23 protein-coding genes are annotated in these 20,107 nt (G+C 42.0%); 9 read left to right on the forward strand and 14 right to left on the reverse strand.

Annotated elements, in window-relative coordinates; all coding sequences use genetic code 11:
- Window positions 1-16: 16 nt before the first annotated feature.
- Window positions 17-370: a hypothetical protein gene (locus NSQ83_RS12630; protein WP_003245993.1), complete on the forward strand. Its 354-nt coding sequence runs from the start codon at window positions 17-19 to the stop codon at window positions 368-370.
- Window positions 367-831 carry an endolytic transglycosylase MltG gene (locus NSQ83_RS12635; protein ID WP_015251702.1) on the forward strand — a complete coding sequence of 155 codons (465 nt, stop codon included), beginning with the start codon at window positions 367-369 and terminating at the stop codon, window positions 829-831. The genes NSQ83_RS12630 and NSQ83_RS12635 overlap by 4 nt, the downstream gene beginning before the upstream one ends.
- Window positions 832-859: 28 nt before the next feature.
- Here NSQ83_RS12635 and pstB (NSQ83_RS12640) read toward each other — a convergent pair whose 3' ends face one another.
- From pstB (NSQ83_RS12640) to NSQ83_RS12680, 9 genes are all read right to left on the reverse strand, one after another.
- The gene (gene pstB / locus NSQ83_RS12640; RefSeq protein ID WP_198878628.1) at window positions 860-1,642 is read right to left on the reverse strand and encodes a phosphate ABC transporter ATP-binding protein PstB; all 783 of its coding nucleotides are present in this window, start codon (window positions 1,640-1,642) and stop codon (window positions 860-862) included.
- Window positions 1,643-1,652: 10 nt separating this feature from the next.
- On the reverse strand, window positions 1,653-2,462 hold the full coding sequence (pstB, locus tag NSQ83_RS12645; protein ID WP_015384102.1) for a phosphate ABC transporter ATP-binding protein PstB: 810 nt from the start codon (window positions 2,460-2,462) through the stop codon (window positions 1,653-1,655).
- Between the two features lie 20 nt (window positions 2,463-2,482).
- Window positions 2,483-3,367, reverse strand: coding sequence for a phosphate ABC transporter permease PstA (gene pstA, locus NSQ83_RS12650; RefSeq protein WP_003230103.1), 885 nt, complete (start codon window positions 3,365-3,367; stop codon window positions 2,483-2,485).
- Window positions 3,367-4,296, reverse strand: a complete 930-nt coding sequence (gene pstC / locus NSQ83_RS12655) for a phosphate ABC transporter permease subunit PstC (RefSeq protein ID WP_015714268.1) — start codon at window positions 4,294-4,296, stop codon at window positions 3,367-3,369. Before pstC ends, pstA begins: the two co-directional genes overlap by 1 nt.
- A 68-nt stretch (window positions 4,297-4,364) precedes the next feature.
- Complete coding sequence (locus NSQ83_RS12660) at window positions 4,365-5,267, reverse strand: phosphate ABC transporter substrate-binding protein (protein ID WP_015714269.1); 903 nt, start codon at window positions 5,265-5,267, stop codon at window positions 4,365-4,367.
- Between the two features lie 154 nt (window positions 5,268-5,421).
- A complete protein-coding gene (gene pbpA / locus NSQ83_RS12665) occupies window positions 5,422-7,572 on the reverse strand; it encodes a penicillin-binding protein 2A (RefSeq protein WP_198878627.1) in 2,151 nt (716 codons plus the stop codon).
- Window positions 7,573-7,685: 113 nt separating this feature from the next.
- On the reverse strand, window positions 7,686-8,978 hold the full coding sequence (locus NSQ83_RS12670) for an MFS transporter (RefSeq protein ID WP_128993158.1): 1,293 nt from the start codon (window positions 8,976-8,978) through the stop codon (window positions 7,686-7,688).
- 106 nt (window positions 8,979-9,084) lie between these two features.
- Window positions 9,085-9,693: a superoxide dismutase SodA gene (gene sodA / locus NSQ83_RS12675; protein WP_004398583.1), complete on the reverse strand. Its 609-nt coding sequence runs from the start codon at window positions 9,691-9,693 to the stop codon at window positions 9,085-9,087.
- Window positions 9,694-9,870: 177 nt separating this feature from the next.
- Window positions 9,871-10,353 (reverse strand): DUF456 domain-containing protein, encoded by a 483-nt coding sequence (locus tag NSQ83_RS12680; protein ID WP_004398518.1) that lies wholly within the window; start codon window positions 10,351-10,353, stop codon window positions 9,871-9,873.
- Window positions 10,354-10,462: 109 nt separating this feature from the next.
- Between NSQ83_RS12680 and NSQ83_RS12685 the strand changes: the two genes are divergently transcribed.
- The 3 genes from NSQ83_RS12685 to ispG all read left to right on the forward strand — a co-directional run bounded on the left by NSQ83_RS12685 (window position 10,463) and on the right by ispG (window position 12,874).
- On the forward strand, window positions 10,463-11,224 hold the full coding sequence (locus tag NSQ83_RS12685) for a DUF1189 domain-containing protein (RefSeq protein ID WP_015384107.1): 762 nt from the start codon (window positions 10,463-10,465) through the stop codon (window positions 11,222-11,224).
- A gap of 94 nt (window positions 11,225-11,318) precedes the next feature.
- Entirely contained in the window at window positions 11,319-11,618 is a 300-nt protein-coding gene (locus tag NSQ83_RS12690; RefSeq protein WP_003230087.1) for a LysM domain-containing protein, read from the forward strand.
- A gap of 122 nt (window positions 11,619-11,740) precedes the next feature.
- Entirely contained in the window at window positions 11,741-12,874 is a 1,134-nt protein-coding gene (gene ispG, locus NSQ83_RS12695; protein WP_010886567.1) for a flavodoxin-dependent (E)-4-hydroxy-3-methylbut-2-enyl-diphosphate synthase, read from the forward strand.
- A gap of 25 nt (window positions 12,875-12,899) precedes the next feature.
- Here the strand turns inward: ispG and NSQ83_RS12700 are convergent, their stop codons facing one another.
- On the reverse strand, window positions 12,900-13,289 hold the full coding sequence (locus NSQ83_RS12700; RefSeq protein ID WP_074794481.1) for a DUF308 domain-containing protein: 390 nt from the start codon (window positions 13,287-13,289) through the stop codon (window positions 12,900-12,902).
- A gap of 132 nt (window positions 13,290-13,421) precedes the next feature.
- Here NSQ83_RS12700 and NSQ83_RS12705 point away from each other — a divergent pair, with 132 nt between their 5' ends.
- On the forward strand, window positions 13,422-14,003 hold the full coding sequence (locus tag NSQ83_RS12705) for a nucleotidase (protein WP_003246215.1): 582 nt from the start codon (window positions 13,422-13,424) through the stop codon (window positions 14,001-14,003).
- A 42-nt stretch (window positions 14,004-14,045) separates the two neighbouring features.
- Here NSQ83_RS12705 and zur read toward each other — a convergent pair whose 3' ends face one another.
- Together zur and NSQ83_RS12715 are read right to left on the reverse strand one after the other, a co-directional pair.
- Window positions 14,046-14,483, reverse strand: coding sequence for a zinc uptake transcriptional repressor Zur (gene zur / locus NSQ83_RS12710; protein WP_004398578.1), 438 nt, complete (start codon window positions 14,481-14,483; stop codon window positions 14,046-14,048).
- 137 nt (window positions 14,484-14,620) lie between these two features.
- Window positions 14,621-15,502 carry a YitT family protein gene (locus NSQ83_RS12715; protein ID WP_003230077.1) on the reverse strand — a complete coding sequence of 294 codons (882 nt, stop codon included), beginning with the start codon at window positions 15,500-15,502 and terminating at the stop codon, window positions 14,621-14,623.
- Window positions 15,503-15,617: 115 nt separating this feature from the next.
- Between NSQ83_RS12715 and NSQ83_RS12720 the strand changes: the two genes are divergently transcribed.
- A complete protein-coding gene (locus NSQ83_RS12720) occupies window positions 15,618-15,872 on the forward strand; it encodes a DUF2624 domain-containing protein (protein ID WP_003230076.1) in 255 nt (84 codons plus the stop codon).
- A gap of 26 nt (window positions 15,873-15,898) precedes the next feature.
- On the opposite strand, the gene NSQ83_RS12725 is transcribed toward NSQ83_RS12720, so the two are convergent.
- Window positions 15,899-16,792, reverse strand: coding sequence for a deoxyribonuclease IV (locus NSQ83_RS12725; RefSeq protein ID WP_009967756.1), 894 nt, complete (start codon window positions 16,790-16,792; stop codon window positions 15,899-15,901).
- A gap of 9 nt (window positions 16,793-16,801) precedes the next feature.
- Entirely contained in the window at window positions 16,802-18,118 is a 1,317-nt protein-coding gene (gene cshB, locus NSQ83_RS12730; RefSeq protein ID WP_004399101.1) for a DEAD-box ATP-dependent RNA helicase CshB, read from the reverse strand.
- A 168-nt stretch (window positions 18,119-18,286) separates the two neighbouring features.
- Here cshB and vrrA point away from each other — a divergent pair, with 168 nt between their 5' ends.
- Both vrrA and NSQ83_RS12740 read left to right on the forward strand, forming a co-directional pair.
- Window positions 18,287-19,021: a VrrA/YqfQ family protein gene (gene vrrA / locus NSQ83_RS12735; protein ID WP_198878625.1), complete on the forward strand. Its 735-nt coding sequence runs from the start codon at window positions 18,287-18,289 to the stop codon at window positions 19,019-19,021.
- A 122-nt stretch (window positions 19,022-19,143) separates the two neighbouring features.
- On the forward strand, window positions 19,144-20,088 hold the full coding sequence (locus NSQ83_RS12740; protein WP_014477361.1) for a 4-hydroxy-3-methylbut-2-enyl diphosphate reductase: 945 nt from the start codon (window positions 19,144-19,146) through the stop codon (window positions 20,086-20,088).
- Window positions 20,089-20,107: the final 19 nt, after the last annotated feature.

Raw genomic sequence — 20,107 nt, forward strand, 5'->3', positions numbered from 1 at the left:
TAGAAGGTGATGAAACGTGGAAATTGCTATTATTGCGTTGTTTATCGTCAGTATAGCGCTAATTGCATTCTCATATTCTCAAAGAGACCCGATGAAAGATGTAGAACAGGAGCTCGAAACACTGCAGCTTTCTGCGATGCAGGAAATTTACAAGCTCAAAAAGAAAATGACAGTGCTTGAGGAAGAATTACTGGAAACAAACCTTGTCATTCGCAAATCAAAGCAGAACGATATCAATCAAAAAATCGCTAAACAAATACTTTCTAAATATAATAACGGTATGTCAGCTGAAGCGATTGCTAAAGCTGAGCATGTATCAGTGGAAGACGTGAATACGATTATCAAAGATAATGAGAAGGTGCTCGTATGACAAAACGGGGCATTCAGGCATTTGCTGGCGGCATCATTTTAGCGACAGCCGTTCTTGCAGCTGTTTTTTATCTGACAGACGAAGACCAGGTCGCTGCTGTAAAAGATAATAAAACAGTAACTGAACAAGACGTGAACAATTACCTTGATTCTAAAAAAATGGTTTCTGTGAACCGTGATGAATATCAAAAACTTCTTGATTCAAAAGAGAAATCGTTGACCGATGACAGCAGCTCAGACACGAAAACAGACAAAGTCAAAACGTACAAGCTCAAAATTAAAGATGGCATGAGCACTGCGGATGTATCTGCTATTCTTGAAAAAGAGGGCATTATCTCTTCGGCTCAAGACTTTAATGACTATGTCATTGATGCCGGCTATCACAAAGAAATTCGTGCCGGCGAGTTTAAAGTAAAATCAGACATGAGTTTCAAAAAGATCGTAAAAACGTTAACACGATAAAAAAACAGGCTGACTCAGCCTGTTTTTTTCATCCAAACTTTCCTGAAATGTAATCGAGCGTTCTTTGGTCCTTCGGGTTAGAGAACATTTTATTCGTATTGTCGCATTCAACAAGCTCGCCCATGTAGAAAAAGGCGGTTTGATCAGAAACCCTTGCTGCCTGCTGCATGTTATGCGTGACAATGACAATTGTGTATTTATTTTTCAGCTCTAGAATGAGTTCTTCAATTTTTCTCGTTGAGATTGGATCTAGTGCAGATGTCGGTTCATCCATCAGCAAAATATCAGGATTGGTCGCAAGTGCTCTGGCGATGCAAAGACGCTGCTGCTGGCCCCCTGACAGCGAAAGAGCGGACGTATGCAATCGATCCTTCACCTCATCCCATAACGCCACGTCTTTTAATGACTTTTCCACAATTTCCTGAAGCTTCTTCTTATTTTTGGTGCCGTGGACTCTCGGTCCGTAAGCCACATTATCAAAAATAGATTGCGGAAACGGATTCCCTTTTTGGAATACCATGCCGATATTTTTTCGCAAATCCACGATGTCCACTTTATCCTTTAAAATGTTGCTGCCATTATAGTTCAGCTCACCTGCAAGCTTTACATTCGGCGTCATTTGAATCATTAAATTCAATGTCTTGATAAAGGTCGATTTCCCGCATCCGGATGGACCGATAATCGCCGTAACCTCATTTTCATAAATGCTCAAATTGATATTTTTTAAAGCATGATGCCGTCCATACCATAAGTTCATTCCATTGACTTGATAGACTTCCTGTTTCATTACAGCTTCGGTAGCAATACTCATTGCCGCCCTCCTATCCGAATTTCCCGTTAATATAATCCTCTGTCTTTTGCTTTTTCGGACTCGTGAAAATCTGTTCGGTCTGTCCGTATTCTACAAGCTCGCCGTTTAAAAAGAATGCCGTCCGGTCAGAAACCCGCAGAGCCTGCTGCATATTGTGCGTGACAATAATAATTGAGTATTCTCTTTTCAATCCTGTAATTAATTCCTCTATTTTCGCATTTGAAATCGGATCAAGCGCTGAAGCTGGTTCATCAAGCAGAAGAACAGCCGGCTTCATCGCAAGTGTTCTCGCGATGCATAAACGCTGCTGCTGGCCGCCGGATAACGAGAGTGCGGATGAATGTAAACGATCCTTCACCTCATCCCAGAGGGCCGCTTTTGTTAAACTTTCTTCCACAATTTCATCTAAAACAGCTTTATTCCGCTCTCCGGCATATTTCAATGCATGTGTGATATTCGCATAGATCGATTTCGGAAATGGATTTGGTTTTTGAAAAACCATTCCGATTTCTCTTCTCAAGCTGACAACGTTAATATTGCCGCCCAATATATTTAATCCTTCATAAAGGATTTCACCTTCCGCTCTTGCAGATGGAATTAAATCGTTCATTCGGTTAATATTTCTCAAAAAAGTAGATTTTCCGCATCCCGACGGCCCAATTAAAGCAGTCACCGCATTTTTTTCAATATCCATGTTTACATGATGAACGGCTTGTTTATTTCCGTAAAAAATAGACAGATCTTTGACCTCAAGCACGTGATTCTGCTTCGGAACAATAACAGCTCGCTCAGGTTTTTCTTTTACCATTTGTTCAGACATGTTTTTCGCCTCTTTCCGTTCTAATTTGCCGTAAGCTTTTTGTAGATCATCGTGCCAAGCCATCTCGCCGCGAGATTAAACACAAGAACAGAAATCACCAGCACGGCAGAACCACCGTTGGCAATCGCTTCAGCATCCGGAATCATTCCTTGTGTATTGACGTTCCAAATGTGGACCGCAAGTGTTTCAGCGGGCCTGAAAATATTAAGCGGTGATGTTTCCGAAAACGGGTTCCACTCCGTAAAATTAAGACGCGGTGTTGTCAGGCCTGCCGTAAATAATAATGCGGCCGCTTCCCCGAACACCCTTCCTGACGCTAAAATTGCTCCTGTGATGATAGAAGGAATCGCACTTGGAATTAAAACTGTTTTTACGGTATGCCAGCGTGATACACCTAAAGCGAGAGAGGCTTCCTTCAGATCTTTAGGGACTGAACGGATCGCGTCTTCTGTCACACGCACCATGACAGGAAGGTTAAAAACAGTTAACGCAAGCGCTCCGCCTATGATCGTATATCCCCAGCCTGTTAAGTTGACAAACATCAATAATCCAAACATCCCAATGACAATAGACGGAAGAGATGAAAGCACCTCTATACATGTTCTGATGAAGTCAGTTACTTTGTTATTAGGCGCGTATTCAGCCATGAAGACTCCGCCGCCCACACCGAGCGGGATTGTAATCAGCATTGTAATAAACAAAATATAAAAGGAGTTAAACAGCTGATCTCGTATGCCTCCTCCAGCTGCAATGGCGCTCGATTTTGTTGTAATAAATTGAAAACTGAGCTGAGAAACACCGTTTATAATAATATAGGAAAACAAACCTACTAAAATGGCAGCGATAATGGCTGCACACAAACCAAACATTCCGGTCGCCAGTTTATCTGTTATTTTGCGGTTCATTACACTTTCCTCCTAGATGACAAGTAGCGAATAAGCAGGATGAACAAGAATGACATCACCAGAAGCACAAGCCCCATTGACCACAGCGTATTGTTTTCAACGCTTCCGTATGTGGTGTGGCCCATATTCAGCGTGATGATCGTTGTCAGCGTTCCCGCAGTGTCAAACAGGCTTTCCGGCAATACTCTTGTATTTCCAATGACCATCTGAACAGCCAAAGCTTCACCGAACGCCCGAGCCATGCCTAACACAACAGCTGTCATCAATGTTGGAAAAGCTGCAGGCACAAGTACTTTTCTGATCGTCTGCCATCTTGTCGCACCAAGCGCGTAAGAACCCTCTCGTAAACTCTTCGGAAGAGAAGCCATTGCATCAGCAGAAATCGATGTGATCGTCGGCAGAATCATGACGGAAAGGACAATCGTTCCCGCCAATAAACTGTGCCCTGTTCCGCTCGATTTGAACTGGGCGATAAACGGCACCAATACTGTAAGACCTATGAATCCATAAACAACAGATGGAATACCGACTAAAAGCTCAATCACCGGCTGCAACACTTTCTTTCCCCAATTCGGGGCAATCTCTGTCATAAAAATCGCACCTGCAATGCCAAGCGGCGCAGCGATTAGAGCAGAAAGAATCGTTACTGCAAATGAGCCAAAAATAAATGGCAGCACTCCGTATTTCGGATCAGTATCTGTAGGATTCCAATTTAAGCTCGTTAAGAATTCAATTGGGCTTACACCATTTACAAGAAAAGATTGCAGCCCCTTCACGCCGAGGAAAATGGTGATCGCAACAGATGCCGCAATCATAATCAGGGCACACGCTGTCACAATCATTCTTCCCCGAACTTCATCCAATTGCCGATTTTGCCTTGAGCTGATTAAACGCTCGCTCACAGACATATTTTCTCTATTGTTTATCATTGTTTTACACTCCTATGAATGTGTTAAGAGGAGAAACGGTTGTCCCCGCACTCCTCTTTTTATTAAGATCAGCTTTGCTTCCCTTTGGCATCGCGTGTCACTTTCATATCAGTAACCGGAATGTAGCCTTGGTCAGTAACAATGCTTTTTTGAATGTCTTCACTCTTTAGATAATCAAGAAATTCTTTAGCTAAACCTGTCGCTTCACCTTTTGTATAAGAATGCTGATAAGCCCAGATCGGATACTCGCCAGTTGCTACATTTTTCGCTTCAGGTTTAACACCGTCAATAGATAGAGCAGTTACTTTGTCATCTGTTAAATATGAGAATGCAAGATATCCAATCGCTCCCGGAGTATCAGCAATGATCTTTTTCACCGTGTTGGAGGAATCTTCAGTAATGCCTTCTGCAGGCTCCGCACCGTCAAGCGCATATTTCACAAATGTAGCACGTGTGCCAGAAGAATCAGGACGGTTTACAAGTGTAATCTTTTGGTCTTTGCCGCCGAGCTCTTTCCAGTTTTTGATTTTGCCAGTGAAGATTTTTTTCAATTCATCTTTTGAAATATCCTTTACACCAGCATCAGGGTTTACAGCTGCTGCCATACCAACTACAGCGACTTGATGATCGACAAGCGCTTTTGCATCGATGCCTTCTTTTTCTTCAGCAAAAACGTCTGAATTCCCGATCTGAACAGCTCCTTCAGAGACTTGAGAAAGCCCTGTTCCAGAACCGCCAGCTTGTACCTGTATATCAGCATCAGGGTTTTCTTCCATAAATTTTTCCGCGGCTGCAAGTACTAGTGGCTGCATTGCTGATGAACCAGAAATGGTTAAAGAACCTGATGCCTTTTCTTCTCCTTTTGCAGAATCGCTATTCGATTTTTTACTTTCTCCTGCATTTCCGCATGCAGCTGCAATCATCATAAAAGCAGCCATCAGAAGCATAAGCACCAATTTGTTTTTTTTCATTTCCTGAATTCCCCCTGCGTATAATGTGTAATTTGTCCTACACGTATAGAGTAAAGGTTCTATGTAAAAAGGGTTTGAACCGAATGTTAAGGTTTTGTAAATCAGTGCGTTTTTTTGTATAAAAAAAACGCCCACATCATGTGAGCGTTTCTTTTTAATTATCAGAAGACGTTGTGTTTTCTGCATTTTCTTCAATTTTGTCTTTATTCTTTTGCTGAGTATCTTCTTTGTCCTGCTTCGATTTCAGCTCAAAATATTTATCCATTACTTCCCTGCCGATTTCGTTTGTAATGGTATATTTAGCGCTGTAATCAATATAAGCCCAAGGGACCACTACAGAGATCGCAATCTCAGGATTATCAGCCGGTGCATAGGCAACAAGTGTCGTATTATAAGTCGATGTTCCTGTTTTTGATTTATCAGGTCCATCATAGAACGATTGTGCTGTTCCTGTTTTACCGGCAGGCTGATATGACGCTGAAGCAAATTGGCTGGCGGCTGTCCCTTTTGTCATCACCCGTCTGAATCCGGCCTGAACCTCTTTAATATATTCACTCTTCATGTCGATTTTATTCAGCACTTCCGGCTGAACGGATTGTACGACAGCACCGATCCCTTTTTCAGGATTAGGATCCCTGACTTCTTTCACAAGCTGAGGTTTTAAGCGATACCCGCCGTTTGCAATCGTTGATACGTATTGCGCGAGTTCCAGCGGTGTATACGTGTCGTATTGGCCGATCGCATAGTCAAGCAAGAATCCCGTCAATCTGTCTGTTCCTTTATAGCCTGTCATTTCATTCGGAAGATCAATTCCAGTTTTGACACCCAGTCCAAATTGGCTGAAGTAATTACGGAACGTATCAAAGGCCGTCGTATCAATCGGTAAAGCTTGGTGCGGTTTATACTCACCTTTTCCGAGCGCGATCGCTGTTTTAAACATAAATACGTTAGAAGACTGCTCTAAGGCTCTTTGAATATTGACCGGTCCTAAGTTAGTCCATGACTTTTTACCGCGTTTATCCTGACCAATATATAAAGGTTCATCTTGAAAAACAGTATTCAGATTGATAGCTCCGGTTTGAAGGCCTGTCAAGACTGTTGCGCCTTTGACTGCTGAACCCATGGCGTAAGATGACGTCATTGTACCTAAAGCGTAATCATCAATTTTATATTTCCCATTTTCTTGTTTAATCTGCTTGCCCGCCATTGTAAGCACTTCACCGTTTCTTGGGTCCATCATAACAACGAATGCCCGGTCTAACAATTGCGTGCTTGGTCTTGCTTTAGCAGATTTGAGGTTCTTCTCAATGATTTTTTCCACTTCTTTTTGCAAATCAATGTCAATCGTAAGCACGAGATCCTTACCGGCTTTGCCTTCAGATACCGTTTTTGTTCCCGTGACATTGCCGTTTGAATCTGTGATATTTTCGACTTTGGCTTTTTGGCCCTGCAGAAGGCTTTCATATTGGTATTCCAGATAACTTTTTCCGACCCTGTCATTTCGGCTGTAGCCAAGCGACAGGTAATGCTCAAGCAAGTTGGACGGCAATCCTTCATCAGAGCTGGAAACACTTCCGAGCACTGAGCGAAGAAGGTTTTTATACGGATATTCACGTTCCCAATCGGACGTGACATCAACACCTGGCAGTTCGTCTAAATGTTCACTTACCACTGCCATTTCCTTCGCTGATACATCTTCGTTTTTGATATATTGAGGGGTTAATGCATAGCCCGAATCCATCTGTCTTTTGATAGCAAGGATCTGCATATCTTTATCCGTCAATTCATTCAGCTGCTTATCAGTAATCCGTTTTAGCTGAAGCTGGTATAAATCGTCATCGGATATTTTTTTGTCTTCAACCTGCTGTCTTTCTTTAGAGCTAATGAGCTTTTTCGCTTCTTTCGGTCTAGTCAAAATCCAATAATCTTTTTTATCCCGTTCTGTTACTTTTTTTGTATCGACTTTGATCATGTCAGACAGCTTTTTTGCGATCTTTAAGCGCTGTTCTTGCGTGGTCGATTTAGATCTCGTGTATGTGATTGCATTTAAAGCCTTATTTGTCACAATGGCATTAAAGTTTCGATCATAAATTTTCCCGCGTGGTACCGCTGAGCTGACTTCACTTTGTTCCTGCTTATTCGCTTGGTTTTTGTAATCATCGCCTTGCACGATCTGCTTGATGCCCAGTTCCACAATAATCCAGGTAAATATAACAAAGGCAGCTAAAAATAAAATATTCAGCCTGATCGGAAGCGACTTCTTTTTCTCTTTATGATTTTGCTTTTTTGGTTTATTTCTCCTCATAACATCACCTTTTCTATTTACAGAAAGAAAAGACACTCAAGTAAGAGTGCCAGTTTTCATTTTAAAGGTTTTTTCGACTTTTTTCTACAGATAACCCCTTTTTGGCAAAAAAATTATCTCTCGCCTTTTAACAGGGGCGGTTCTGTTACCCGTTTTTGGCCGTCTTCTTCCATGGTTTCATTTTCCCCTTCTTTCTCCTTAAAACGGATATCCTTGACAAAGTAATAAATCAAAGGATGTCCTATACCCAATATCGCAAGTGACAAAGGAATTCCCACATCCTCTTTCAGAAGAGCCACAATCAGGAGAAAGCACAAAATGGAAACAATTCTGCCGGCGTTCAAGAACATTTCTCTAAGCACGATATATTCAATTCTTGCTTTTCTGGCATGCCTCGCGCGCCCTATCACATCATATGTAAGTGATACATATGGCACAAGCAACAGAGGATAGCCGATGGCAATAAAAACGCCGTACGTTAATAATGTCGAAAAGCTCATATGGAACAGAATCAAAAACAGCGCGCCATACAAAATAAGTCCGCCCAGCAAAATCGATTTTTTTCTCGCCTTTTTCTTAATCAGCCTGGATGCAAAGTAGTAGGCAAAGAAGGAAACAGCTGAATTGACAAGACCGAATGTGCCGAGAGCAAGTTCGCTGTTTGTCTCAATAAATACAAACACACTGATTAAAAAGACAAAAATCCCTTCTCTCAAACCCTGAAAAAAATGCGCATTCGTGATTCTCCGCCAATTCATATTGCTATGGCGCTCTCCAAATACTTTGCTCAGCATAAAACGGCCCTTTGATTCTCTCCGTTTTAAGAAAAAGCTCATCACGACAGCCAGGGCAAATAAACTGAGGGAGAGACTGAAAATCACTGTATAACCCGTATTATTTTCAAGCCTTGAGATCACGAATCCGGCTACAATCGGGCCGATCATTCCTGCAGAGGAAGACAGAATGCCCATAAACCCGTTGAAAAAGTCTCGCGTATCCGGCTCTGTTATTTCAAAGGTCAGTACGTTAAACGCTAGCCAATAAAAGCCATAGCCAACTCCGAGCACCGCGCCGATTAGCACGAGGCGGCTGGCCGCCGTTTCTCCGGCTAAAAGCACACTTAAATAAAAGGCAGCTAAAAAAATGACGCCGAACCTTAAAATGAATACCCTGTCTATTTTTTTGGCTAACCGTCCAGCCAAATAAAAGGTTATCGGCTGCATTGTCACAATGGATAAATTATATATCGCCAAATCAATAAATTTCCCTGACTGCTTCCAAAGATACACATTAACAAATGTATTGGACAGTGCAATTCCCAGCGAGTAAAGCCCGCCAATGGTCAGCAGAAAGAGTAACCCTTTGTTTACGTCTACATCGCCTATCACTTTTTTTAGTTTGCTCATTACTGACTCCCCTTTACTATCCCTTAGTCTGTCTCACTCAAACCGAGATATGTAAAAAGAAGACATAAAAAAACAAGGTCCCATAATGAGGACCTTGTTTGTGCCATTATTTTGCTTCGCTGTATAGACGAGCCACTTCGTCCCAGTTTACAACATTCCAGAAAGCTGAAATGTAATCAGGACGGCGGTTTTGATAGTTAAGGTAGTAAGCATGCTCCCAAACGTCAAGACCTAAGATAGGCGTTTTGCCTTCTGAAAGCGGAGAATCTTGGTTTGGCGTGCTTGTGATTTCAAGTTTCCCGTTGTTCACAACAAGCCATGCCCAGCCAGAACCGAAGCGTCCAGCTGCTGCTGCTGCGAATTGCTCTTTGAATTTGTCAAAGCTTCCAAATACACTGTTGATCTCTTCAGCAAGCGCGCCAGTCGGTTCGCCTCCGCCGTTTGGAGATAAAAGTGTCCAGAATAATTTGTGGTTCGCGTGTCCGCCGCCGTTGTTGCGGACTGCAGTGCGGATGTTTTCAGGAACAGAATCAAGATCTGCAACAAGCTCTTCAACTGATTTGTTGGCAAGAGCAGTGTTTCCTTCAACCGCTTTGTTTAAATTTGTCACGTATGTGTTGTGGTGTTTCGTATGGTGAATAGTCATAGTTTCCTTGTCGATATGCGGTTCTAAAGCATCGTACGCATAAGGTAATTCTGGAAGTTCGTAAGCCATGATAATTCCTCCTTAGTATATATGTACTGAAATGCCGCTTCACAGCGAGCCTTTCTTCATTCAATGTAACAAAAGAATGCTTTGTAATCAATGAAAAAGCTCACGATTTGGCTCATTTCAGCGACATATTTCACTTTAACCGATAATCCGCCCCATTAAACCTGCCGCCAGCATTTCTTATAGGACTGTCCATAAAAAGTATCCGATCATCAAAAGCTGTATGATGCCCTTTGCAATAACCCCTGTTAAAAAACCAATGAGTGAGCCGAGGCCAATTTTAAACGCTGACTTTAAGTCCTTCTGATGAACGATAAGTTCTGCGCAAACAGCCCCGATAAACGGCCCCAATATGATCCCTGCAACCGGAATGACAAAAGGCCCGATTAATAAACCGATCGTGCTTCCCCATATGGCAGCTTTGCTTCCTCCGAACCTTTTTACTCCAAGCAGATTCGACACGTAATCTGCTGCGAATAATACTGCGGCAAAAACTGCCTCAACAAGCCAGAACATATATGAATACGGACTGAATGAAAATAAAAATCCGTACAATACAAATCCGGCAACAATAAATACTACGCTCGGAATAACAGGATACACCAGCCCGATAAAGGCAATGATAAAAACCGCTGCAATCAACAGCCAATACAACATATCCATAGCTTCCATCCTCCCATTTTACTCTGTCTTCTTCATGTCTTCCTTGTATTCACACGCATGCAACGATACAATAAGCAACATATATTAGTTTAGCTAGGAAGTGAAGATAGTGAATGTGTTTCAGCTTTTCATTAAAAGTACATACTCTCCCCGTGATATTGCAAAAACAAGATTTCAAGGAATCGGAAAAGCGATTCTTTATGTATTTTTGCTCTCTGTCCTGTTTGCAATCCCTACCGCTTATTATGTAAGTACAGGGACCGTAAAATCAATGAACGGTTTTAAAACTGTTTTAAACAAAGATTTCCCTGATTTCACAATTTCAAACGGCAAACTTCAAACGGATGAGAAAAAAGCCACGGAATCTCAAGCAAATGGTTTCGTTATCGTGTTCGATCCTACAGACTCCTATGGCACTGAACAAATTGAAGCAAAGCAAAACGCGATCGGCATCCTTCAGAACAAATTTGTTTTGGCCATTGACGGACAAGCCCAAGAAATGTCTTACTCAATGATGCCATCAGAGTTACAGAAAAAAGATGTCATTGCAGGGTTAAACCAAAATAAAGCGATGATTGTAACTGTTCTCTCAGCTCTTATTTTTCTCGTAACAGCAGCGGGAAAATTTATTGAAGTATCGTTTTTAGCGCTTATCGGGTTAATCATTAAGAATTCGCAGAAAAAACATTTATCCTATCATCAGCTCTGGAAGCTTTCTGCTTATTCCATCACCCTTTCAACTGTATTCTTTACAATCATGCGGGCACTAGAAGCAACCGTACCAAGTGAATTTTTGCTGAACTGGTTTGTCAATTTTGTCATCCTGTTTCTCGTTTTAAAAGAGATTCCGTCCAAAAAAGCTGCTGTATAAACCGAGGCTGCATTCGAAGTCTCTTTTCTTTTGTCATGAATCGAAATGGACAAGCATACTATGGTATAAAATTTCGTATGCGGGAGGAAAAGCGATGAAGCGTCTCACCTTAGTATGCAGCATTGTTTTTATACTTTTTATTCTTTTTTATGACCTTAAAATTGGAACCATACCCATTCAGGACCTCCCTGTCTATGAAGCATCAGCAAAAACGGCTGTACAAGAACCGGCTTATAAAACGGTGAAGGTAAAGCCGGGTGATACGGTTATGTCGATAGTCGGATCAGCAGGTTCTCCGGATGACATTGTAAAGGATTTTGAAGCACTGAATCCAAATGTGAAAGCCAATGCCATTCAAGCGGGAACAGCGTATAAATTCCCGGTCTACCCTTAATTTAACGTTAATTTCTTGTCAGTTCGGCGAAGACACTGTTACAATGTAATTTGTAAAATAAATTCACATAAACCATACTAGAATTGTTATATCTAGAAGCGGCAACTACAATTAAGGAGCGATTGCAAGTGAGTGAAATCACACATCGTACAAAAACGCGTCCCGTCAAAGTGGGACCTTTAACAATAGGCGGCAACAATGAAGTTGTCATCCAAAGCATGACAACAACGAAAACACATGATGTAGAAGCAACGGTTGCGGAAATTAACCGTTTGGCTGAAGCCGGATGCCAAATCGTTCGGGTAGCATGTCCGGATGAACGGGCAGCAAACGCCATTGCGGATATTAAAAAGCGCATTTCCATTCCTCTCGTTGTTGACATACATTTCGATTATAAACTTGCGTTGAAAGCCATTGAAGGCGGCGCAGATAAAATCCGAATCAACCCCGGCAACATCGGCCGGCGCGAAAAAGTTGAAGCGGTTGTTAAAGCAGCCAAAGACAAAGGCATTCCGATCAGAATCGGAGTAAACGCCGGTTCATTGGAAAAACGCATTTTAGAAAAATACGGTTATCCGACTGCCGATGGAATGGTAGAAAGCGCACTTCATCACATTAAAATTCTTGAGGATCTTGATTTTCACGATATTATTGTCAGCATGAAGGCCTCTGACGTGAACCTTGCAATCGAGGCTTATGAAAAAGCGGCGAAAGCGTTTGACTACCCGCTTCACCTCGGGATCACCGAGTCAGGAACGCTGTTTGCCGGCACAGTAAAGAGCGCAGCAGGACTCGGCGCCATTTTAAGCAAAGGCATCGGGAACACCATGCGCATTTCACTAAGCGCAGACCCTGTAGAAGAGGTAAAAGTAGCAAGGGAGCTTCTGAAATCTTTCGGCTTAGCCTCCAATGCTGCCACGCTCATCTCATGTCCGACTTGCGGCCGTATTGAGATTGATCTAATCAGCATTGCCAATGAAGTGGAAGAGTATATTTCTAAGATAAAAGCGCCGATTAAAGTTGCTGTTCTCGGCTGCGCTGTAAACGGACCTGGTGAAGCGAGAGAAGCTGATATCGGAATCGCCGGCGCACGCGGTGAAGGACTGCTGTTCCGGAAAGGGAAAATTGTCCGTAAGGTTCCAGAGGAAACGATGGTAGAAGAACTCAAAAAAGAAATTGACATTCTTGCTGAGGAACACTACGCAAAACTTGAAGCTGAAAAAGCAAAATTAAAAGAAGAAACACAAAAAGCTTGACGGGAACCCGTCAAGCTTTTTTGTGTTAGAAAAATGGAATAATAAATATTCCAAGCACTAATGAAACGACACCGATACCCATTGCCCAGGCGCCAAGGCCTTGAGCACCTCTTCTTCTTGCGATATAGCCGACAATAATACCGGCAGCTCCCAATAAAACAGGCAGTACAAACAATGAAATAATAGACAAGGCTAAAGCGATATATCCTATTCCCCGTCCTTCATTGACATTGCCGCCGCTGCGATCATTGTCTTGGTCATTGCTGCGGTCAGCAGCACGATAAGGCTCTGCGATTTCAGCAGCTGTTTCCTCAAAAAAACCGTCATTGTCGCGGTTAATATTTGTCCCTTCAGATCCATGATCAACATAGTAACTGTTGTTATCACGCTTTTCGTAATCGTTTGCCACCTTCAATTCCCCCTTCTGTTTTATTAAAGGAGCTTTTATAGTTTGATCCATTTTGCCTGATTCATGTTTGCTAAACTTTTCTGTTAATGTCAATTGTTTATGTTACACTTGAAGGGATGAAACTGAAGGAGTGTGGGCATGTTACGCTTAGGAATAGATATTGACGGCACAATCACGGCTCAGGATACATTCGTCCCTTATTTGAACCGTTCGTTTAATCTTTCCATTTCATTAAACGATATGACGGATTATGATTTAACAAAGCTGTTAAACATTACCCAGGAAGAATTTTGGGATTGGATGAATCAAAATGAAGCGATCATATATAAGGAAGCATTGCTTGCACAGCATGCGAAACAGTCACTTGATCTTCTCAAAGAGGAGCACAAGCTTATTTATATTACAGCGAGACGGACTCATTTAACTGATATTACCTATGAATGGTTTGACAGACAAAACATTCATTATGACCACATCGAACTCGTTGGCGGTCATCACAAAGTTGAAGCGGTCAAGAATCATAACATCGACCTGTTTTTTGAGGATCATCACGGGAACGCCATGATGATTGCGAAAGAAGCCGGGATACCGGTGATTTTGTTCAATTCCCCTTATAATCAGCTTCCGATTGATTCAAACATCATCAGAGTAAACAACTGGCTAGAAGCCGTTCAATGGATGAACAACAATAAGCATCACTTAATACGTGTCAATAACTGAAAAAGGAGCCCAAACCGGGCCCCTTTTTCATATATACGCATTTTACGCAGTAGTGTTTTCTTGGTTTTCCGCTGTACAATCAGGGCATGTGCCATAAATCTCAAATTTATGCCCACTGACCTGATAGCCATCCAAATCATCACAAAGCTTGTCCATCGGACATGATTCAATTTCCTTTGTTTTGCCGCAGGCAAGACAAATAAAATGATGGTGGTGATGGGTGAATGAACACTTAAATCGGAAGAGCTTTTCACCGGACAGCTCAGTTGTTTCCAAAATCCCAAGTTCTTCATATAAAGAAAGATTTCTGTAGATTGTATCAAAGCTTAAGCCTGGATAATCATCATTCAGTGCAGACAGTACGTTTTTAGCGGTAAGATATCTGTCTGAATCAGCAAAAAGCTGCAGCATATCCTCCCGTTTGTTTGTATATTTATATCCGTTTTCTTTTAGTAGGTTCAGCGCTTCTTGTACGTTCATGAAGGGTCCCCCTTTTCGCTTTGCTTAAGAACGTATTACATGTATGAAAAAGAAAATGGCAGCTGTCTGTCCAGCAAGCCATTTTCTTTACTGCAGATAAAATTATACCCATAAAATGAATAAAAGTAAATGAAAGCCTAGTGGATTGCGTTTTTGAATTTTCCGCCTCTCGTTTCATGAGTATTCATAATTGTTATGAATGCATTTTGATCAACTTCAAACACGATCGATTTGAGCTTTGTCACTTCCAGCCTTGTGACAACCGCGTAAATTACGTCTTTTTCTTCGTCCGTATATCCGCCTTTCCCCTTCAGCTTCGTTGTGCCCCGACCGAGACGGTGCAAAATCGCGTCGGAAATCTCATCATACTGCTCAGACACAATAATGACAGCTTTTGTTTCATCAAGCCCTTGGATCACGGCATCAATCGTTTTCATCGCAATATAATAAGTCATGAATGAGTACATCGCTTGCTCAGGACCGAACACAAAAACTGCCCAAATGAAAATGAACACATTGATGAACATAACGAACTCACCTACAGAAAACGGGAGTTTTTTGGTCAGCAAAATACCGAGAATTTCTGTACCATCCATTGAACCTCCATTTCGAATAACAAGCCCGACGCCAAAGCCGAGTAAAAGACCTCCGAACACAGTAGCCAAAATAGGCTGGGTTGTAATGGCTTCTACATGGTGAAGTGAGGATTCAATAACGGCAAGCCCGACAATCCCTATAAACGTAGAGACTAGAAAGGTCTTACCGATATATTTATATCCGAAGATCATAAAAGGAATATTTAATATGACAACGAAAAAAGCGAAATTCAGAAAGGGGTTTGACATAAAGAGGTGGTCTAAAATAAGTGATACACCGATAATCCCGCCATCAATAAAATCATTGGGGATTAAAAATAATTCAATACTTACAGCCGCAGATGCAGCTCCTACCAGAATCATAAAGACCCTGAAAATAAAATGGGTAAATGTTTCTTTCTTATGTTGTTTTGTTGGGGTCATAAAATCTCCTTTCCTGCAATAACTATTTTAAATACATTATAAATCTATTTTACCATTAAACACTGACACATTTTACTGATTTGCCCATACATTAAGTCTGGAGGTGGAATGACCGATGATTTTATTTCAAAGAATTATTTTGCAGCGGCTTAATCAGGCTACTGCTGATGATTTGCTGAAGTACTCAAAACAATACGGAATCAGCTTAACAAGATCGCAGGCCGTTGAAGTAGCGAACCTGTTATACGGGAAAAATGTAAACATCTTTAATGAGAGTGAACGAATGCGGCTGCTGAAACAAGTAGAGACGATTACATCGAAAGAAACAGCTCAAACAGTTAATGAACTATTCAAACAATTTACAAGCTAAAAAATGGGGGTGTTATCCCCCATTTTTTATTGCTGTAAAATCTTTTCAAGCAATGTATCATCAAATTGTTTTTCTTTCAGCATTTCAATCTCAAAACGGTATGGCGGTTTTTTGTTCTTTTTATCTTCACCGACGTATGGTGTTTCAAGAATTTTTGGAATGTCTTTTAACTGCTCATGGTGAACAACATATTGCAGTGCGTCAAAACCTATTTCACCAAAGCCAATATTTTCATGGCGGTCTTTTCTCGCACCTTTGACATTTTTGCTGTCATTGATATGAAGCACTTTAATACGGTCAATGCCAATGATTTTATCGAACTCATTTAGCACTCCGTCAAAGTCTTCGACAATGTTATACCCGGCATCATGTGTATGGCACGTGTCAAAGCACACTGACAGCTGCTCATTGTGTGTAACGCCTTCGATAATCTGCGCAAGCTCCTCAAAGCTTCTGCCGCATTCTGATCCTTTTCCAGCCATTGTTTCTAATGCAATCTGGACATTTTGATTCGGATCAATCACTTCATTTAAGCCTTCAATAATTTTTTTGATGCCGGCTTCAGCTCCTGCCCCTACGTGAGCGCCAGGATGAAGGACAATTTGCTTCGCTCCGATGGCCGCTGTCCGTTCAATTTCTGAACGAAGAAAATCAACACCCAGCTCAAAAGTGGACGGATTTGTCGTGTTGCCAATATTAATAATATAAGGCGCGTGTACGATAATCTCGTCAATGCCGTTTTCTTGCATATGTGCCCGGCCTGCTTCTATATTTAAGTCTTCAATTTTCTTTCGGCGCGTATTTTGCGGTGCGCCTGTATAGATCATAAACGTATTCGCCCCATAAGAGACTGCTTCCTGGCTTGCAGCCAGAAGCATATGTTTTCCGCTCATAGAGACGTGTGAGCCTATTCTCAGCAACAGGTTCCCCTACTTTCTTTTCTTAGATTGGTTTCTTCTCTGTTTTTTCTTGATTTTCTCCATCTCATAGCTCATTTTCTTTTTATACCCAGGCTTAACCTTCTTCGGCTTTTTCACGAGACGATGAGCAATTTCATCCGCTTCATTCGGCGTTTTTTTACGTTTTTTGCGGCGCTGACGGTCATCGCCTTTTTTCCATTCGCCCTTTTCAAGCTCTAAGTACTCAAATTCGATGCCCATTTTTTCAAGTCTTACTAATGCATCCTCATCAGTAAGCTCATAAATGGTCATCGCTTGTCCTGATGAGCCGGCACGAGCCGTTCTGCCCACACGGTGAACATAGAAATCGAGATCATCCGGCAGCTCATAGTTGATAACATGGCTGACACCTTTAATATCAATACCTCTTGCGGCAAGGTCAGTTGCAATGATATATGTGAATTCCAAATCATTGATCTGCTTCATGACTTTTTTCCGCTCACGTGGTGTTAATCCGCCGTGCAGCAAGCCGATTTTCATGCCTTTGCCAGTCAGATACTGGGCAATATGGTCAGCCGTATTTTTCGTGTTGGCAAACACAATCCCCAGGTATGGATTCAGATGCGACATGATGTCAAAAAGGAGCTTGTCCTTGTCACGATGTTTCGAAGGAATGAGGATATGCTCGATTTTCGCAGCAGTCACCTGTTTTGGCTCCACATGGGCGTATTTCGGATTTTCCATGTATTTCTTCAAGAATGGTTTCAGCTTTTCCGGTATGGTCGCTGAGAACACAAGCATTTGCAGATCCTCAGGCATGCGGGAACCGATGTAATCTACATCTGCAAGGAATCCCATGTCCAGCATTAAATCCGCTTCATCAATAACAAGAGATTCCGCTTTATGAACACTTAACGCCTGTTCTTTGATTAAGTCAGCAATCCGTCCAGGTGTACCGACAACAAGATGCGGCTGTATTTTCAATTTATCAATTGATTTTTGTTTATCAGTGCCTCCGATAAAACATTTCGAGCGAATCTGACTTCCTTCTTCACCCTGCGTGATTTTAAGCGCTTCCTGATAAATCTGGTTGGCAAGCTCTCTTGTCGGAGCCGTAATGACTACCTGAACGACATCCTTAGCAGGATCGATTTTGTTTAATAAAGGCAGTAAATAAGCGTGAGTCTTTCCAGTACCCGTCTGAGACTGGCCGATGACGCTTTCTTTTTTTAACACTGCAGGAATCAGCCTTTTCTGGATATCAGTCGGTTCGTAAAAACCAAGGCGATGTACTGCATCTATAATAAATGGTTTCAATTCATAAAGTTCAAATTTCGTTTCTTTCATTTTTCCCAGCTCCTTAAAGCGGCACATTATGTGTCCATCATCACATTATACCCGATTTTGCTTAAAAACACCACGTTTGCAAGGCGTTTGTTTTATTCAGTTATGTAAAGCAAATACCGCAGCCCATGCATATTCTAATAGCAGAGAGAGCTGAAAGGAGGTACAAGTATGTTTTCACCGCAGCAGCCAATGAGAAGTTACCCACAGCCCGGACCGCCCCGCCCCATGCCAAATCAGCGAATGATGGGCAGAAGACCGCCTAATATGCGAGGACCTTCATTTGGAGCACAGCAGCAAGGTTTTCAGCAAGCCGGACAATTTCTTCCTCAGGCAAATGCCGGAGCGAGAAATAGTGCAGGTGCAGGCGGAGGCTTAAAAGGAATGCTGTCAAGATTCCTACCCGGCGGAGGAGGCGCTGGCAGCGCCGGAGTTCCAGGAGCAGGTGCCGCAGCGAGCGGAGGTGCTGGCCTGCAAGGCATTCAAAATATCGCCAATCCTGCATCATTATCCAGTATGCTTGGAAATGTGCAAAAAGTACTCGGCATGGCGCAGCAAGTCACCCCTATGATCCAGCAGTACGGCCCATTAGTCCGCAATCTGCCAGCAATGATGAAGCTGTACAGCCAATTAAGTAAAAGTGATGATACTGAGACAGAGACCAATGAGGAAAGTGAAAAACAATCCGTTTCAGAAGAATCATCAGAAAAAGAAAAAGAGACTGAAACAAAAACCTCAGATGGGAACAAAAAATCAAAACCAAAAAGTTCTTCTCTCCCAAAGAAATCTAAAACAACTGACAATAAAGAACAAGAATCAAAAACATCTGCCCCGAAGAAAAAGGAAGCTGCCTCTCCTGCTCCGAAAAGAACATCAGGCAGTTCAAAACCGAGATTATATATTTAACATTCTTTGATATCTGAAGTGAGATTGGCTATAATGAGATCAGAAGAATGCAAGAATAGAGCCGTTTGATTACGGCTTTTTATATTGCCTTTACTCACTTCAGTATTGGAGGACAACCGAAAATGGACGTAATTAAAATTTCACCGCGCGGCTATTGCTATGGTGTTGTTGATGCTATGGTCATTGCCAAAAATGCGTCACTAGATAAAAGCTTGCCAAGACCCATCTATATACTCGGGATGATTGTTCATAATAAACACGTCACTGATGCGTTTGAAGAGGAAGGGATTTTTACATTGGACGGCTCTAACCGTCTGGACATCTTAAAGCAGGTTGACAAAGGAACTGTCATTTTCACTGCGCACGGTGTTTCTCCCGAAGTCAGAAGAATCGCAGAAGAAAAAGGGTTAGTCGCAATTGATGCTACATGTCCGGATGTGACGAAAACTCATAATCTAATCTTAGAGATGAAAGAAAAAGGATATCACGTGATCTATATCGGCAAAAAAGGGCATCCAGAGCCTGAGGGAGCCGTTGGCGTAGCGCCGGAGATCGTTCACTTAGTTGAAACAGAAGAAGATGTAAAGAACCTTGATATCCAAGCCGAGAAGTTAATCGTGACGAATCAAACAACAATGTCTCAATGGGATGTTCACGACATTATGGAGCTTGTCAAAGAAAAATATCCTCATGTCGAATATCACCAAGAGATTTGCCTCGCTACTCAAGTGCGGCAGGAAGCTGTATCAGAGCAGGCAAAAAAAGCGGACTTAACAATCGTTGTCGGAGACCCGAAAAGCAACAATTCAAATAGGCTTGCTCAAGTGTCAGAGGAAATAGCCGGGACAAAAGCATACCGGATCGGCGACTTAAGCGAATTGAAGCTCGAATGGCTGAAAGGCGTTAATACCGTTGCAGTTACAGCGGGAGCTTCAACACCGACGCCGATCACAAAAGAAGTCATTCGCTTTTTAGAGCAGTTTGATCACGAAGATCCATCAACTTGGACAACTGAACATAATATACCGCTCAAAAAAATACTTCCAAAAGTAAAAGCAAAAAACTGAGGCTGTAAAAGCCTCAGTT

The organism is Bacillus sp. PS217 (assembly GCF_037963535.1).
Classification (GTDB): domain Bacteria; phylum Bacillota; class Bacilli; order Bacillales; family Bacillaceae; genus Bacillus; species Bacillus subtilis.

Excerpts from the sequence above, each read along its gene's own strand:
- NSQ83_RS12740 (WP_014477361.1), top strand. The coding sequence starts at position 19,144 with ATGGACGTAATTAAAATTTCACCGCGCGGCTATTGCTATGGTGTTGTT.
- NSQ83_RS12680 (WP_004398518.1), bottom strand. The coding sequence starts at position 10,353 with ATGGATATGTTGTATTGGCTGTTGATTGCAGCGGTTTTTATCATTGCC.
- NSQ83_RS12705 (WP_003246215.1), top strand. The coding sequence starts at position 13,422 with ATGTTACGCTTAGGAATAGATATTGACGGCACAATCACGGCTCAGGAT.
- pstC (WP_015714268.1), bottom strand. The coding sequence starts at position 4,296 with ATGATAAACAATAGAGAAAATATGTCTGTGAGCGAGCGTTTAATCAGC.
- NSQ83_RS12670 (WP_128993158.1), bottom strand. The coding sequence starts at position 8,978 with ATGAGCAAACTAAAAAAAGTGATAGGCGATGTAGACGTAAACAAAGGG.
- pbpA (WP_198878627.1), bottom strand. The coding sequence starts at position 7,572 with ATGAGGAGAAATAAACCAAAAAAGCAAAATCATAAAGAGAAAAAGAAG.
- NSQ83_RS12715 (WP_003230077.1), bottom strand. The coding sequence starts at position 15,502 with ATGACCCCAACAAAACAACATAAGAAAGAAACATTTACCCATTTTATT.
- pstB (WP_198878628.1), bottom strand. The coding sequence starts at position 1,642 with ATGAGTATTGCTACCGAAGCTGTAATGAAACAGGAAGTCTATCAAGTC.
- zur (WP_004398578.1), bottom strand. The coding sequence starts at position 14,483 with ATGAACGTACAAGAAGCGCTGAACCTACTAAAAGAAAACGGATATAAA.
- NSQ83_RS12660 (WP_015714269.1), bottom strand. The coding sequence starts at position 5,267 with ATGAAAAAAAACAAATTGGTGCTTATGCTTCTGATGGCTGCTTTTATG.
- pstB (WP_015384102.1), bottom strand. The coding sequence starts at position 2,462 with ATGTCTGAACAAATGGTAAAAGAAAAACCTGAGCGAGCTGTTATTGTT.
- pstA (WP_003230103.1), bottom strand. The coding sequence starts at position 3,367 with ATGAACCGCAAAATAACAGATAAACTGGCGACCGGAATGTTTGGTTTG.
- vrrA (WP_198878625.1), top strand. The coding sequence starts at position 18,287 with ATGTTTTCACCGCAGCAGCCAATGAGAAGTTACCCACAGCCCGGACCG.
- NSQ83_RS12690 (WP_003230087.1), top strand. The coding sequence starts at position 11,319 with ATGAAGCGTCTCACCTTAGTATGCAGCATTGTTTTTATACTTTTTATT.
- NSQ83_RS12635 (WP_015251702.1), top strand. The coding sequence starts at position 367 with ATGACAAAACGGGGCATTCAGGCATTTGCTGGCGGCATCATTTTAGCG.
- cshB (WP_004399101.1), bottom strand. The coding sequence starts at position 18,118 with ATGAAAGAAACGAAATTTGAACTTTATGAATTGAAACCATTTATTATA.
- sodA (WP_004398583.1), bottom strand. The coding sequence starts at position 9,693 with ATGGCTTACGAACTTCCAGAATTACCTTATGCGTACGATGCTTTAGAA.
- NSQ83_RS12720 (WP_003230076.1), top strand. The coding sequence starts at position 15,618 with ATGATTTTATTTCAAAGAATTATTTTGCAGCGGCTTAATCAGGCTACT.